14 protein-coding genes are annotated in these 14,093 nt (G+C 73.5%); 12 read left to right on the plus strand and 2 right to left on the minus strand.

The window, feature by feature from the left end; all coding sequences use genetic code 11:
- Positions 1-59 precede the first annotated feature (59 nt).
- Together JOD64_RS06935 and surE are read left to right on the plus strand one after the other, a co-directional pair.
- Entirely contained in the window at positions 60-1,037 is a 978-nt protein-coding gene (locus tag JOD64_RS06935) for a 1-phosphofructokinase family hexose kinase (RefSeq protein WP_307813271.1), read from the plus strand.
- Positions 1,034-1,861 (plus strand): 5'/3'-nucleotidase SurE, encoded by an 828-nt coding sequence (gene surE, locus JOD64_RS06940; RefSeq protein WP_204941477.1) that lies wholly within the window; start codon positions 1,034-1,036, stop codon positions 1,859-1,861. The genes JOD64_RS06935 and surE overlap by 4 nt, the downstream gene beginning before the upstream one ends.
- Positions 1,862-1,875: 14 nt before the next feature.
- On the opposite strand, the gene JOD64_RS06945 is transcribed toward surE, so the two are convergent.
- Positions 1,876-2,238, minus strand: coding sequence for an STAS domain-containing protein (locus JOD64_RS06945; protein WP_204941478.1), 363 nt, complete (start codon positions 2,236-2,238; stop codon positions 1,876-1,878).
- Positions 2,239-2,625: 387 nt separating this feature from the next.
- Here JOD64_RS06945 and JOD64_RS06950 point away from each other — a divergent pair, with 387 nt between their 5' ends.
- The 5 genes from JOD64_RS06950 (at position 2,626) to JOD64_RS06970 (ending at position 5,646) form a co-directional block, all read left to right on the plus strand.
- Positions 2,626-2,766, plus strand: a complete 141-nt coding sequence (locus JOD64_RS06950) for a hypothetical protein (RefSeq protein ID WP_204941479.1) — start codon at positions 2,626-2,628, stop codon at positions 2,764-2,766.
- Positions 2,767-2,907: 141 nt separating this feature from the next.
- A complete protein-coding gene (locus JOD64_RS06955) occupies positions 2,908-3,306 on the plus strand; it encodes a hypothetical protein (protein WP_204941480.1) in 399 nt (132 codons plus the stop codon).
- Between the two features lie 546 nt (positions 3,307-3,852).
- Complete coding sequence (locus JOD64_RS06960) at positions 3,853-4,539, plus strand: BON domain-containing protein (RefSeq protein WP_204941481.1); 687 nt, start codon at positions 3,853-3,855, stop codon at positions 4,537-4,539.
- 64 nt (positions 4,540-4,603) lie between these two features.
- Positions 4,604-5,101 (plus strand): redoxin domain-containing protein, encoded by a 498-nt coding sequence (locus tag JOD64_RS06965; protein ID WP_204941482.1) that lies wholly within the window; start codon positions 4,604-4,606, stop codon positions 5,099-5,101.
- Entirely contained in the window at positions 5,098-5,646 is a 549-nt protein-coding gene (locus tag JOD64_RS06970; RefSeq protein ID WP_204941483.1) for a DsbA family protein, read from the plus strand. The genes JOD64_RS06965 and JOD64_RS06970 overlap by 4 nt, the downstream gene beginning before the upstream one ends.
- A gap of 18 nt (positions 5,647-5,664) precedes the next feature.
- On the opposite strand, the gene JOD64_RS06975 is transcribed toward JOD64_RS06970, so the two are convergent.
- Positions 5,665-8,532: a helix-turn-helix transcriptional regulator gene (locus JOD64_RS06975; protein WP_204941484.1), complete on the minus strand. Its 2,868-nt coding sequence runs from the start codon at positions 8,530-8,532 to the stop codon at positions 5,665-5,667.
- A 153-nt stretch (positions 8,533-8,685) separates the two neighbouring features.
- Here JOD64_RS06975 and JOD64_RS06980 point away from each other — a divergent pair, with 153 nt between their 5' ends.
- From JOD64_RS06980 to serS, 5 genes are all read left to right on the plus strand, one after another.
- Positions 8,686-9,126, plus strand: coding sequence for a hypothetical protein (locus tag JOD64_RS06980; RefSeq protein WP_239559443.1), 441 nt, complete (start codon positions 8,686-8,688; stop codon positions 9,124-9,126).
- Positions 9,123-10,259 carry an alcohol dehydrogenase catalytic domain-containing protein gene (locus tag JOD64_RS06985; RefSeq protein WP_204941486.1) on the plus strand — a complete coding sequence of 379 codons (1,137 nt, stop codon included), beginning with the start codon at positions 9,123-9,125 and terminating at the stop codon, positions 10,257-10,259. The genes JOD64_RS06980 and JOD64_RS06985 overlap by 4 nt, the downstream gene beginning before the upstream one ends.
- A gap of 50 nt (positions 10,260-10,309) precedes the next feature.
- On the plus strand, positions 10,310-11,494 hold the full coding sequence (locus tag JOD64_RS06990) for a saccharopine dehydrogenase family protein (protein ID WP_204941487.1): 1,185 nt from the start codon (positions 10,310-10,312) through the stop codon (positions 11,492-11,494).
- A 25-nt stretch (positions 11,495-11,519) separates the two neighbouring features.
- The gene (locus JOD64_RS06995) at positions 11,520-12,602 is read left to right on the plus strand and encodes a DNA polymerase III subunit beta family protein (protein ID WP_204941488.1); all 1,083 of its coding nucleotides are present in this window, start codon (positions 11,520-11,522) and stop codon (positions 12,600-12,602) included.
- Between the two features lie 92 nt (positions 12,603-12,694).
- A complete protein-coding gene (gene serS, locus JOD64_RS07000; protein WP_204941489.1) occupies positions 12,695-13,984 on the plus strand; it encodes a serine--tRNA ligase in 1,290 nt (429 codons plus the stop codon).
- Positions 13,985-14,093 lie beyond the last annotated feature (109 nt).

A 14,093-nucleotide genomic window follows, 5' to 3' on the forward strand; every position in this document is an offset into this window, starting at 1 on the left:
CGGTTAGTGATAATTCACCCGACTGTCCTGGAGAGCGACATCATGAACGGCGACGACCGGTGAGCGGGCACGTCATGGTCTTCGCGCCCACTCCGCAGCTCACCGTGACCGTGGACCAGCCGAACGACCATCCCGAGTTGCACCTGCACCCCGGCGGGCAGGGCGTCTGGCAGGCCCGGATGGTGATGTCACTCGGTGTCGACGTGGTGCTCTGCGCCGCCCTCGGCGGCGAGATCGGCCAGGTGTTGGAGCCGCTGCTGGTCAGTGAGGGCGTGGACCTCAAGGTGGTGGTCCGTGACTCCGGCAGTGGCGGGTACGTGCACGACCGCCGCAACGGCTCCCGGCAGGAGATCGCCGACGTGCCCGGGCAGCCGCTGAGTCGGCACGAGATCGACGAGCTGTACAACCTGGCCCTCGGCGAGGGCCTGCGGGCCGCGGTGAGCGTGCTCAGTGGGCCGAACGAACCGTGGCTCGTCCCGGCCGACCTGTACCGGCGCTTCGCCGCCGACCTCGGCGCCAACGGCGGGCGGGTGGTCGTCGACCTCTCCGGCGATCACCTCGGCTCGGTGCTGGAGAGCGGCGTGTTCTTCCTCAAGGTGAGCCACGAGGAGCTGATCCGCGACGGCCGCGCCCGCAGCGACGACAGCCTGGAGCTGACCCGGGCCATGTACGAACTGCACGCCGCCGGCGCCGAGACGGTGGTGGTGAGTCGGGCCGACCAGCCGGCGCTGGCGCTCATCGACGGGGAGTTGTTCGAGGTCGAGATGCCCCGGCTGGAGGCCGCCGACCCGCGCGGCGCGGGCGACTCGATGACCGCCGGGGTGGCCGCCGTCGTGGCCAGAGGCGGGGACATCCGGACCGCCATCCGGACCGGCGCTGCCGCCGGTGCGTTGAACGTGACCCGGCACGGCCTGGGCACCGGCCGGTTGGACTCGATCACCGGCCTGGTCGACCGGGTCCAACTGGTGCCGGCGGACAGTCGACAGCAGGAGCGGACCACCCCGGACGAGTTGGCCGACCGAGTGGTCGAGCGATGACCCTGCGGGTGTTGATCACCAACGACGACGGGATCGCCGCCCCCGGCATCCAGGCGCTGGCCTGGGCGGCGGCGCAGCGGGGCCTGGACGTGGTGGTCGCCGCACCGCTGGAGGAGGCGAGCGGCACCAGCGCCGCGATGAGTGCCACCGAGCGCGACGGGCGGGTCGTCGTGAACGAGCACCCGCTGCCGGACCTGGCGGGTGTGCCGGCGTACGGCGTCGGTGGTTCCCCCGGCTTCATCACGCTGATCGCCCTGCACGGCGCGTTCGGCCCACCGCCGTCGGTCGTGTTGTCCGGTATCAACCGTGGTGCCAACGCCGGCCGGGCCGTGCTGCACTCCGGAACGGTGGGTGCCGCGTTCACCGCCGCCACGAACGGCTGCCGGGCGATGGCCGTCTCACTCGACGTGCTCTCCGCGGGCGAGGCGACGGCCGCGAGCGGTGGCGCCGCCGTGGACGCCGCCGCCCGGGTACGCGACGCCGAGCGGAACTGGAGCACCGCCGCGCGGGTCGCCCTGGACCTGCTCCCCCGGTTGACCTCCGCGCCGATGGAGAGCGTGCTCAACGTGAACGCCCCGGACCTGCCGCACGGGCGGCTGCGGGGGGTGCGTCGAGGCACACTGGCCAGCTTCGGTCAGGTGCAGATGACGGTCGCCGAATCCGGCCACGGCTTCGTCCGTACCTCGCTCGAGGAGCCGGGCCAGGCCGCACAGCCCGGCACGGACGTGGCGCTGCTGGCCGCCGGGTACGCCTCGGTGACGGCCATCCGAGCGGTCACCGAGGCGACGGACATCGACCTGACCGGACTGGACGACCAGCCCTGAGGATGCCTGCGCGCTCAGGCGCCGGGGAGCACCTCGGGGGTGACGGCGCCGGCGAAGTAGGGCTCGGGGGCACCGAACAGGCCGAGCAGGCCGGTCACCCAGAGCTGCCGGTGCACGAACCGGCTCGGCTCGGTGACGATCAGCTTGACGTCGCTCACCTCGGCCGTCTGGAAGCCGGCAACCATGGCGCTGATGCCGACGGAGTCGATGAAGGTGACCAGCCTCATGTTGAGCTCGATGCGGAGCGGCCGACTCTTGGCCAGCACCTCCGCGATCGCCTCGCGCACCTCGTACGCTGTGTCAACGTCGATCTCGCCACGCGGGGCGATCTCCACGACACCACCGGACAAAACCGACTTCACGATCGACAGGCTCACGCGAGCACCTCCACCCGCCCGTCCCCCGGGCGCCTCATCAGTACGCGGGCCGCGACCGAGCGTATTCCTCTGACGGCCTCGGTCGCCACCCCTCGGGATGAGCAATTCGCGGATCCGGACCCACAAAGTCGCCCATATCCGCATTTTCGAGTATCTGACTAGTCAAGAGTTTCCGTTATCTGACTCCCGACGATCGGTCGTGACCGACGCGCCGCCGGACCAGGGTAGCCGTTCGGGCCCCATGTGCCCGTCAACCGGCCCACTATCGACGCCGCCCCGCGCGCGACCGGCGTGTCGCCCGCGGACACCCCGCCCGACGCCCGCCCACGGTTGCCGACGCCACCTAGCATCGGGCCGGGACACCCACCGTTACGGAGAGGACCTTCGATGATCAAGCGACTTGCGGGGCTGGCCGGCGTCGGCGTGCTGCTCGCCCTCGTACTGGCCTGCGGTTTCGGCGGTGGAGACGACGATGACGACGATGACGACGACTTTGCCCGCGGCGTCGCCGTGGTGGTGGTGCGCTGAGCTCCTGGCGGCGGGCCGACGCCGGCCGGGTTTGCGCCCGGGCGGCCCTGGGCACTGGCGGGGTAGGCGAACCGTGACGCGCTGAACAGACGCCGAAGTCCGAAGTGGCCGGCGGCTTCGGCACCCGAGGAGGTAACCACGATGTTCGGAACCAACCTGCTGGACCGCCGCACCAGGCCAGAGCGGATCGCGGACCAGGCGTGGGAGCACCTGCTCTCCGCCGTCAGCTCCGCAGGAGACAGTGTCCGGGACACCGCCCGCTCCGCGCGCCGCAACAGCAGTGACCTCGCCGACGGGGCCGGTGACCTGGTGGGCTCCGCCGCCGACGAGGCGCGGCGCCGTGCCTCGCTGGCCTTCGACGCGCTCGCCGGCCGGCAACCGGCACTGCCCTGGACGCTGCTGATCGGCGCCGCGCTGGTCGGCGCGGCGGTCGGCTGGGCCGTCGGTTCCGCCGCGCGGGCGGCCGGCAGCCGGGACGTCCACTCCGTCGACGACGTGGAGTTCGTCGACGTCGACCGTCCCAACTCCCCCGCGGTCTGAACGACCGAACGCACAGGTGATCTGCCGGGCCCCGCTCGACCACGGTCGAGTGGGGCCCGTCTGGGTGATTGACACGCGGAGCTGGATGGGCCGGCCCGCCGGGTGCCGGACCCCTCAGGCAGCCCGACGGACCGGTGCTCGGGTGGTGGTCCGAGGCGTCCGGCACGGACAGGACGATGCTGGCGAGACTCCCGCCCGTCGGTGTTTCCTCTCCGGACCGAGCCCCGGGGGACGGGGGTCGACCGGGTGGATGCCGCCGTGGCCCGGGGGACGAGCACGACGACGGGACGGGCGGAGCTGCCCTGGCTCCCGCCACCCGACGCGACGGCTCCCGCAATCGAGGAACGCGATTACCGTAACCGAAATACGCTCGCTTTGGAAGCGCTCCCATCATCGATGTTCGCGCCCCTGGGAAGGAGCCTGGCGGTGCCGTCACCCGGTTCGGGCGAGGACTGTTCACCCGGGTCGGCGGCAGCCTCGGACACCGGCGGACCGTCGGCCGCAGCCGCCACCCGGTCCGCCCTCCACGCAGCGAAGGAGGGCCAGATGGCGATCGCGGAGATCGGCCGCACCGACCAGGACATCCAGTCCGCCGTACTCGACGAGCTGACCTGGGAACCGCGGGTGCAGCCGCACGAGATCGGCGTGACCGTCGCCGAGGGCGTCGTCACACTGACCGGCCGAGTGGACAGCTACGCCAAGAAATGGGCCGCCGAACGGGCCACCCATCGGGTCGCCCGGGTCCGGGCGGTCGCCAACGACCTGGCCGTGCAACTGGACAGCGGTGCTGAGCGCGCCGATCCCGACCTGGCCGCCGCGGCCAGCCACGCGCTGGAGTGGGACGCGTTCGTGCCCATCGAGAAACTCCAGGTCACCGTCTCAGCCGGCTGGGTGACCCTGCACGGCGAGGTCGAGTGGGAATACCAGCGCCGAGCCGCCGAACGGGCGGTCGGGCGGCTCACCGGCGTACGCGGGGTGAGCAACGGCATCGCCGTCCAGCCGGCCGCCGCGCCGGACGGCCAGAACCTGGCCAACCGGATCGTCGACGCCCTTGCCCGGGCCGGGGCGACCGAGGCCGAACGGATCAGCGTCCGGGTGCACGGTGACACCGCGGTGCTGGCCGGCCTGGTGCACTCGATGCCCGAACGGGCCGAGGTGGAGCAGGTGGCCTGGTCCGCACCCGGCATCCGGGAGGTGCAGAACCACATCGCGGTCGCCCCGGTGCTGCGCTGAGCGAGCGCGAAACCACCCGGGGTGGGTGAGCCGACCTCACCCATCCCGGGAGCAGGCTGGTGGCATGAGTGATCCGAACGGGCTGATCCAACCGGGGCGTCCCGCGCCCGGTTTCACTTTGCCGGCCACCCCGGACGGGGACCCGATTGGGCCCGAGCAGTTCCGTGGCCGGCCGGTCGTGCTCGCTTTCTATCCCGCCGACTGGAGCCCGGTCTGCGGTGACCAGATGTCGCTCTACCAATCGGCGGCACCCGTCTTCGCCCAGTACAAGGCGGTGGTGCTCGGCCTCTCGGTGGACAGCATCTGGTCGCACCGGGCCTTCGCGGAGAGCCGGGGCATCGAGTTCCCCCTGCTGGCCGACTTCGAGCCGAAGGGTGAGGTTGCCCGCCGCTACGGCGCGTACAACGCGCAGGGTGAGGCGGACCGCGCACTGGTGGTGCTCGACCCAGCGGGCAAGGTGACCTGGAGTCACCGCTCCCCGCCCGACGTCAACCCGGGTGCCGACGGCATCTTCGACGCGCTGGACCAACTCGCCGCCGATCGGAAGGTGATGGCCGGATGACCACGCCACTGCAGGTCACCGCCCGGCTTCGGGACCCGGTGACCACCGCGGACCATATCCGGGGGCCGGCCGACGCGTCGGTCACCATCGTCGAGTACGGCGACTTCCAGTGCCAGTTCTGCGGTGCCGCATACCCCAACCTGCACGAGGTGCTGCGACAGCGAGCCGACACCGTGCGATTGGTCTACCGGTACTTCCCGATCGCCAACGTGCACCCGTACGCCGAACGCGCCGCCGAGACGGCCGAGGCCGCCGCGGTCCGGGGCCGGTTCTGGGAGATGCACGACTGGCTCTACGAGCACCAGGACCAACTCGACCCGGTGCACCTGTCGCTCGGTGTCGAGCAGGTCGGGCTGCCGCCGGACGAGTTGAACGCCGAGGTGGAGAGCCGAGCGCATGCGGACCGGGTGCGCCGGGACTTCGTGGGTGGCATCCGCAGCGGGGTGAACGGCACCCCCACCCTGTTCGTCAACGGTGTCCGCCACGAGGGCGGGTACGACCTGGCGGATCTGCTGGCGGCCGTGGACGCTGCGGGCAACGCCTGACCCCGATCCCGCGCACGCTCAGATCAGCCGCAACTCGCGCGCCCGCCGGACCGCTTCGCGCCGGCGGGTCGCGTCGAGTTTGCGGTAGATGTTGCGAACGTGGGTCTTCACCGTGTTGACCGAGAGGGACAGCTCGGTGGCGATCTCCACGTTGGACAGGATGCTCTGCAGGTAGCGCAGGATCGTCAACTCCCGCTCGGTGAGCGGCTCGTCGAGCGTGCCCCCAGGCTCGGCCGCCGCCCGGGCGGTGCTCCTTCCGGACCCCCGGACCAGGTCGCTGACCAGCGCGAAGTGCGCGGTGCCCGCGTCCAGGTGTGCGGCCAGCAGAGCCCGGACGGCCGGTTCGGCGCGGGTGAACACCCGTCGGCAGCCCTGCGGGCCAGCCAGATCCAGCACCTGTTCCAGGATCCGACCTGCCCGACGCCCGTCCCCGGCCTGCTCGGCCAGCACCGCGTCGAGCAGGCCCGCGTCCAGGCGTACCGGCAGGGGCCAGGCGGTGGCCGCTGGCGCCTGCCAGGCCGGCAGGGCCCGCCCGGTGGCAGCGGCGTCGCCAGCCAGCAGTTCCACCTTGGCCAGGGCCACCGCGAGCGCCGGCTCGGTCTCGTCGACGGCGGTGTTCCCCAGCAACTCGCGGGCGGCGCTCAGGTCGCCCCGTTCAGCACGCAGTTCGGCCTCGGCGGCCCGCAGCAACCCGGCCAACTCGGCGGCGGACGGCCGGGTGACCAGCGCTTCCCGGGCCTGGACGAGCAGGCGTTGGCCGGCCGCCGGGTCACCGGAGTCGCGGTGCAACTGCGCCTGGCACAGTGCGGCCACCGCCGCCGCGACCGGTTCGCCGGAGGCGGCGGCAAGCCAGCCGTCTCCCGTAGCCGCCTCGGAGCTACCGACCCAGCCGGTGGCGACACCGAGCGCCGGGCCGGCGAGGGCGAGATTCGCCCCGGCCTCCTCGGGCTGGTCGCGCAGCAGTCCCACCAGGGCCAAGGCCAGGTACGCGTAGGCGCAGTCGAGCCGGCAGGACCAGCCCCGACACGGCGGCATGCCCAGCGCGTCCCGAGCCGCCTGCTCGGCCGCTCGCAGCTCACCGCGCACTGCGAGCAGCAGCGCGGCGCGGCTGGCGCCGACCAGCTCCGTACGCGGCCGGCCGGCTTCCCGGGCCGCCGCCCGGGCCCGAACGAAGCGGGCGGTCGGTAGCGCGCCCTCGGCCAACTCGACCAGCCCCAGCGCGGTGCCGGTGAACGCCCGCAGGTCCGCGTCATCGGCGGCACCGCCCCCGCCGGCCGTCGGAGCGGAACCGGTTGCCCCGGGCGGCGCGGAGTCCGGCACTCGGGTCGGCGTGGCACCTGCCGGGCGGGTGCGCAGCAGCCGGGCGGCGGCGGCCCGGGCCTCCGCCGGGTCGTCGGCGAGCCGGGCCATGGTCAGCTCCAGCGCGGTGACCAACCGCAGGAACCGGTCCCGGCGTGGCACCGGCAGGCCCGTGGCGTGCCCGGCGGCGGCGTGGAGGTGGCTGGTGGCGGCCGGGAGATCGCCGGCGTACGCACGCTCGGCGGCGAGAGCCAACGCCACCTCCGGGTCGGCGCGGATCACCTCCGTCGGCGGGGACGCGGGTGTCGAGGCGTGCACCGGATCGCGGTCGTACCGGGTCAGCTCCGGCCAGTGCGCGACGAACAGGTCGCCGGCCAGGTCCCACCGGCCGGCGGCGAGCGCGTGCCGCAGACCGTCGGTCGGCCGGCCGGCGCCCGCGTACCAATCGGCGGCCCGTTCGTGCAGCTCGCGCAGCTCGTGACCGGGCAGCCGGGCCAGGTCGGCGCGGAGCAGGTCGGCGAGCAGGGGCTCGCAGCGGTACCAGGGCGGGCGGGTGTCCTCCCGGTGCAGCAGGCCACCGGCCCGGGCCAGGTCGGCGAGCGCCTGCCCGGCGTCGGCGCGACCGGTCAGCGCCTCGGCCAGGCCGGCGCAGACGTTCTCGACCAGGGCGGTACGGCGCAACAGATCCACCTCGGTCGGGTCGAGCGTCGCGAGGACCTCCTCGTGCAGGTACCCGGCGATCTCCGGTTGGTCACCACCGAACTGCCCCACCCAGCGCTCCGGGTCGGGCTGTCCGCGCACCGCCAGGGCGGCGATGCGCAGCGCGGCCGGCCAGCCGCCGGTGCGCTCACGCAGTCGGTGCACGGCGACCGCCGGCAGGGCCGCGCCGTGCGCGGTGAGCAGGTCTGCCACCTCGTCGTCGGTGAACGCCAGATCGTCCGCACCGATCTCGGTCAGCTCGCCGGTGAGGCGAAGCCGGTGCAGGGGCAGGTGCAGCCCGGCCCGTGCCCCGATCACCAGGCGGAGCCGCTGCCCGGCATGCCGCAGCAGGAACTCCAAGCCGCTCAGCGCCGCCGGGTCCGCGACCCGGTGCAGGTCGTCCAGGATCAGCAGCACCGGCTGGTCCGCGTCGGCGAGTGTGGCGGCCAGCAGCTCCAACTGGTCGGGACGCGGCGGGCGGTCGGGCACCGGGCCACCCTCCGTCGACCCGGTCGCCGAGCGCAGTGCCGCCGCGAGGTACGCCCAGAGCCGATCCCCGTCGTCGCCGACCTCCACCGACACCCAGGCCGAGACCGGGCTGGCCTCGGGCTCGGCCGGCAGTTGGCCGGAGTCGGGCACGATCGCGCCCGGCTCGACCTCGGGCGAACCGCCGGCCAGTCGCACCCAGTTGGCGAGCAACGTGGTCTTGCCCCAGCCAGCGGGGGCGGCGACCAGGGTGACCGGTCCCGCACTCGCCTCGTCCAACCGGCGCAGCAGTCGGGGCCGGGCCACCACCGGCTCCGGCGGCACGGCCGGCGTCAGCCGGGACGCCAGCAGTGGCGACTCCACCGCCGTGTCGGCCCGTACGCGATTCTGCTGCGCTGGCACCCAGCCCCACCCCCATCACGCGTTCCGCCCCCGATCGGCGAGCGGTTACCCGACGCGGGCCGGTTCACCCCTTCCGGGCGAGCACGCTTCACCCGACCGCGACCGACGATCGGGGGACGTGAACCGGGAGGACGGGTGGGACAGGTGGGACCCATGGGACGGCTGGCGCGGGCGGGACCCGCCCTCGGCAGCGCGGCGCTGACCGGGGCGGTGCGGTTGTGGCGCGTACCCCGTTGGCGTGGTCGGACCGGCGCGGACAGCGACCCTGCCGCGCCGGCCCGGTGGGAGGTGGTGACGGTCGACCGGCCGCCGGATCAGGTGCTCCCCGGTGGCCACTGGCCCGAACCGCTGCGCCGCCTGGAGGGCGCGGTCGAGGTGCGGGTGCGGACGGCGCCCGGGGACCGGGGCACCGAGCTGGCCGCCCGCCCGTTGGCCGGTGCCACCCCGCCCACCGGACTGGCGGCGCACCTGGTCGGCGACGACCCGGGCCTGCTGGTCCGCCGGGCGCTGCGCCAGGTCAAGCAGCGGGTGGAGGCCGGCGAGGTGCTGCGCGCGGACCGGTCCGCGTTGGACCGTCCCGAGGCCCACGGGTGAGGGCGCTGTGCTGGGTGGCCGCCGACGAACTGGCGGTACGCGAGGTGCCCGACCCGGAGCTGCGCAACGAACGTGACGTCATCGTCCGGGTACGCCGCAGTGCGACCTGCGGCGGGGACCTGCCGTTGCTGGCCGGCCGGGACCCGCTGCTGCGGGCCGGCGACGTGCTCGGGGCCGAGTTCCTGGGCGAGGTGGTCGAGGTCGGCCCCGGGGTTCGCCGGCACCGGACCGGCGACCGGGTGGTCGTCGGCGCGAGCGTCGCCTGCGGTGGCTGCTGGTACTGCCGCCAGGGCCTGCACGCCTGCTGCGACAACGCCAATGCCGACCCGGCGAGCGTCGACCCTGACTGGGAGCGCTCGGACGCCGGCTGCTTCGGTCGCCCCCTGGCGGCGGGCGGCTTCGCGGGCGGTCACGCCGAGTACGTGCGGGTGCCGTACGCCGACGTGGGCGCCTTTCGGGTGCCGGATGCGGTCGACGACGACCGGGCGGTGTTCGCCGCCGACGCGGCGCCGACCGGGTGGCTGGCCGCCGAGTTGGGTGCGGTGCGGCCCGGCGACGTGGTCGCGATCTGGGGTGCCGGGGCGGTGGGCCAGTTGACCGCTCGCGCTGCCGTGCTGCGCGGTGCCGCCCGGGTGCTGATGGTGGACCGGCACGAGGACCGGTTGCGGATGGCCGAGCGGCACTCCGGTGCGGAACCGCTGGACTATCGCCGCACCGACGTCGCGGCCGAGTTGCGCGACCGCAGCGGTGGGCGCGGGCCGGACGTGTGCGTGGTCGCGGTCGGCGCGCCACCGCCCGACCGGCTCGGTGGCCGATCCGCCGACCGCCCGGACGCAAGACGTGAGGCCGTGCACGCCTGCCGCAAGGGCGGTGTGGTGGTGCTGCTCGGGGCGATGGACGGGTTCGTCGACGCGTTCCCGCTGGGCGCGGTGACCGACCGGCGGCTCACGCTGCGCGGGGCCCGTCGGCCGGACCTGCGGGACGTGCCGATGCTGCTGGACCGGATGGCCCGCGACGAGCTGTGCACCGAGCACCTGGCCACCCACCGGCTGCCGCTGGAGCACGGTCCCCAGGGGTACGAGCTGTTCCGGGACCGGGCCGACGGTTGTGTGCGAGCCGTGTTCACGCCATGACGCCCTGCTCGTGATCAGTCATCGGCGTACGCGGATGGCAGACTCTGGGAATGGCTGGGGAGCGAACGTACGACGTGGTGCTGTTCGGAGCGACCGGGTTCACCGGAGGCCTGACCGCCGAATACCTGGCCCGACACGCGCCGGCCCGGCTGCGCTGGGCGCTGGCCGGCCGCAACCCGGACCGTCTCGCCGCCGTACGGAGTCGGCTGACCTCGATCGATCCGGCGCTGGTCGACCTGCCACTGCTCACCGCCGACGTGACCGACGCCGATTCGCTGCACGCGGTGGCGGAGTCCGCCCGGGTGGTGGCCAGCACGGTCGGTCCGTACGTCCACCACGGCGAGCCGCTGGTCGCGGCGTGCGCCCGGGCCGGCACCGACTATCTGGACATCACCGGCGAGCCGGAGTTCGTCGACCTGATGTACGTGCGCCACCACGCCGAGGCGACCCGCACCGGCGCACGGCTGGTGCACGCCTGCGGGTTCGACTCCATCCCGCACGACCTGGGCGTCTGGTTCACCATCAAGCAACTGCCCGCCGACGTCCCGATCACCGTGGACGGCTACGTGCGCGCCGGTGGCCGGTTCTCCGCCGGCACCTACCATTCGGCGCTCACCGCGTTCTCTCGTACCGGGCAGGCCAGCCAGGCGGCCCGGGAGCGTCGGGCGGTCGAATCGCGCCCCACCGACCGCCGGGTCCGCGCGGTGCCCGGGCGGCTGGCCCGCTCCGCCGAGCTGGGCATCTGGACCGTGCCCCTGCCGACCATCGACCCGCAGGTGATCCGTCGCTCGGCGGCGGCCCGACCGGAGTACGGCCCGGACTTCCGCTACCGGCACTTCGCCGCCGTGAAGCGGCTGCCCACTCTGCTGGTCGGCGCGTTCGGCCTCGGCGCGCTGATCGGGCTGGTGAAGCTGCCGCCCAGCCGACGCTGGCTGCTCGGTCGACTCGCCTCCGGGCAGGGGCCCACCCCCGAGCAGCGGGCAACGTCCTGGTTCCGGGTCCGGTTCGTCGGCACCGGCGGCGGGCAGCGGGTGGTCACCGAGGTGGCCGGCGGCGACCCGGGGTACGACGAGACGGCGAAGATGCTCGCCGAGTCGGCGCTCTGCCTGGCGTTCGACGACCTGCCGCCGACCGCCGGGCAGCTCACCCCGGTCACCGCGATGGGTGATGCGCTGCTCGACCGGCTCGTCCGGGCCGGCCTCACCTTCCGTGTGCTGAAGCAGGGCTCGGCTTGACCCTCAACCGGGTCGAGGGGGCAGGATGCCCAGCGTGAGTGACCTGCACAGCATCGGCGAGCTGGCCCGGGCCAGCGGCCTGACCGTCAGCGCGCTGCGCTTCTACGACTCGGCGGGGGTGCTGGAGCCGGCCCTGGTCGACCCGGTGACCGGTTACCGCTGGTACACCGACGAGCAGATCACCCCGGCCCGGCTGGTAGCCGGGCTACGCCGGATCGGCATGCCGGTGCCGGAGATCGCCGCCGCGGTACGCGCCGACCCGGCGGCGGTGCACCAACTGCTCGACACGCACCTGCGGCGGCTGGCGGACGGGCTCACCGACGCCCGTCGTGAGGTCACCCGGCTCCGGGCCCTGGTGGATCCGGCCCGGCCCGTCACCACCATGCTGCTGCTCTCCCCCGCCGGCCTGGCCGCCGCGTTGGACGCGGTGCGTTTCGCCGTCGGCACCGACCCGGAGCTGCCGATGCTCTCCGGCGTGCTGCTCGACGTGGAGCCCGACGCCGTCCGGCTCGTCGCCACCGACCGGCACCGGCTCGCGCTGGCTCGGGCCGAGGCGGACGTCGACGGTCCGCCGGTGCGGGTGTTCGTTCCCGTGGCCCTCGTCGACGAACTCCGCGCACTGCTCGACGCCGCCGACCCCCGGCCGGTACGGCTGACCGTGGCGGGCACGGACCTGCGGGTGCTGGTGGCCGGCCGGACGCTGACCGGCACCGCCCTGCCGTACGACTTCCCGGACTACCGTCGGCTGCTGCGCGACGCCGTCGGCGAGCGGCCGGACGCTCGCCGGATCCCGGTGGACGTGGCCGCGCTGAGCGCCGCGCTGGCCGACCCGGCGGCTCCCACGGTCGCCCGTGAGTACGGGGGCAGGCCGCTGGCGGTCACCGTGCTCGGCCTCGACGACCAGGGCAGCCTGTGCCTGCTCCCCGCCACGGAGCTGACCTCCGACGAACTGCGGATCGGGGTCGACGGTGGATATCTGCTGGACGCGTTGAACGCGGCCGGCGCACCTCAGCTGGTGTTGGAACTGGACGGGCCGATCGCCCCGCTGGCCGTACGCCGCCCGGATGACGCGGAGACCTACTCCGTGCTGATGCCGATCCGGCTCTGAACCCGGCCATCGCTCCCCGCCCCGGGCCGACGGGGCCGCGACGGTAGCATCTGGTGGTCCACCTGACCCCGGACGGAGGCAGACGGAGCAGCATGCTCGACATGGAGTTGATCCGGAAGGATCGCGAGGCGGTGGCGACCGCGCTGGCGAAGCGTCTGGATCCCGCCGAGGTCACCCGTGCCCTGGACGAGATCCAGCGGCTCGACCAGGAACGACGCAACCTGATCACCGAGATCGACGCCGAGCGGCAGCGCCGCAAGGCGGAGGCCCGGGCGTACGCGCAGGCGAAACGTGCCGGCGAGGAGCCACAGGCCAGTGCGCCGGAGGCTGAGCGTAAGCAACTCGCCGAGCTGGAGTCCCAGCTGGACGAGGTGCAGTCCCGACTGCGTACGGCGATGAGTGAGCTGCCCAACCTGCCTGCCGACGACGTGGTGGCCGGCGGCAAGGAAGCCAACCGGGTGGTCAAGACCTTCGGAGCGCCACCGGCGATCGAGAAGGTCCGCGACCACGTGGAGCTGAGCCGCTCGCTGGGCCTCGTCGACTACGAGCGCGGGGTCAAGCTCGGTGGGTCCGGTTTCTGGATCTACACGGGAGTCGGCGCCCGGCTGGAGTGGGCGCTGCTCAACTACTTCATCGACCAGCACGTCAGGGCCGGGTACGAATTCCTCCTCCCGCCGCACCTGCTGCTCGACACGGCCGGCTTCGCCGCCGGGCAGTTCCCCAAGTTCTACGACGACGTCTACCACCTGGACTCCGAATCCGCGCCGCGCGGCCAGTTCCTGCTGCCCACGTCGGAGACGGCGATCCTCGGCGCCTACCAGGACGAGATCCTGGAGACCCCGAAGCTGCCGCTGAAGGCATTCGCGTACACCCCGTGCTACCGGCGGGAGTCGGCCGGTTCGCACTCGGACGAGCGCGGCACGGTGCGGGGGCACCAGTTCAACAAGGTGGAGATCTTCCAGTTCACCCTGCCGGAACAGGCCGACACGGCACTGGAGGAGATGCTCGCCCACGCGGAGAGCCTGGTCGAGGGGCTGGGCCTGCACTACCAGCGCACCCTGCTCTCGGCCGGCGACGCCAGCGCCTCGATGAAGAAGACCCTCGACATCGAGGTGTGGATGCCGAGCACCGGCAAGTACAAGGAGGTGTCATCGGTCTCCTGGGCCGGTGACTACCAGGCCCGGCGGGCGGCGATCCGCTACCGCGAGCCCGGTGCCAAGCAGACGCGCTTCGTGCACACCCTCAACGGCTCGGCGCTGGCCACGAGCCGGCTCTTCCCGGCGATCCTGGAGCAGTACCAGCAGGCCGACGGCAGTGTCCTGATCCCCGAGGTCCTCCAGGACCGCCTGGGCACCGACCGCCTGACCCCTCGCGCTAGCTAGAGGACGGGTAGCGGGACTGGTGCGGCCGAACGTCCGCACCAGTCCCGCCGCCGTCCATTCGGGCCACGGGTGTGACGCCGTGGTCAATCCCGACGCGGAGCTGTTCCGG

It is taken from the genome of Micromonospora luteifusca (assembly GCF_016907275.1).
Classification (GTDB): Bacteria; Actinomycetota; Actinomycetes; order Mycobacteriales; family Micromonosporaceae; genus Micromonospora; species Micromonospora luteifusca.

What these genes read in the sequence shown, in the direction of transcription:
- surE (WP_204941477.1), top strand. Translation starts at nt 1,034, where the DNA reads ATGACCCTGCGGGTGTTGATCACCAACGACGACGGGATCGCCGCCCCC.
- JOD64_RS06950 (WP_204941479.1), top strand. Translation starts at nt 2,626, where the DNA reads ATGATCAAGCGACTTGCGGGGCTGGCCGGCGTCGGCGTGCTGCTCGCC.
- JOD64_RS06955 (WP_204941480.1), top strand. Translation starts at nt 2,908, where the DNA reads ATGTTCGGAACCAACCTGCTGGACCGCCGCACCAGGCCAGAGCGGATC.
- JOD64_RS06960 (WP_204941481.1), top strand. Translation starts at nt 3,853, where the DNA reads ATGGCGATCGCGGAGATCGGCCGCACCGACCAGGACATCCAGTCCGCC.
- JOD64_RS06965 (WP_204941482.1), top strand. Translation starts at nt 4,604, where the DNA reads ATGAGTGATCCGAACGGGCTGATCCAACCGGGGCGTCCCGCGCCCGGT.
- JOD64_RS06970 (WP_204941483.1), top strand. Translation starts at nt 5,098, where the DNA reads ATGACCACGCCACTGCAGGTCACCGCCCGGCTTCGGGACCCGGTGACC.
- JOD64_RS06980 (WP_239559443.1), top strand. Translation starts at nt 8,686, where the DNA reads ATGGGACGGCTGGCGCGGGCGGGACCCGCCCTCGGCAGCGCGGCGCTG.
- JOD64_RS06990 (WP_204941487.1), top strand. Translation starts at nt 10,310, where the DNA reads ATGGCTGGGGAGCGAACGTACGACGTGGTGCTGTTCGGAGCGACCGGG.
- JOD64_RS06995 (WP_204941488.1), top strand. Translation starts at nt 11,520, where the DNA reads ATGCCCAGCGTGAGTGACCTGCACAGCATCGGCGAGCTGGCCCGGGCC.
- serS (WP_204941489.1), top strand. Translation starts at nt 12,695, where the DNA reads ATGCTCGACATGGAGTTGATCCGGAAGGATCGCGAGGCGGTGGCGACC.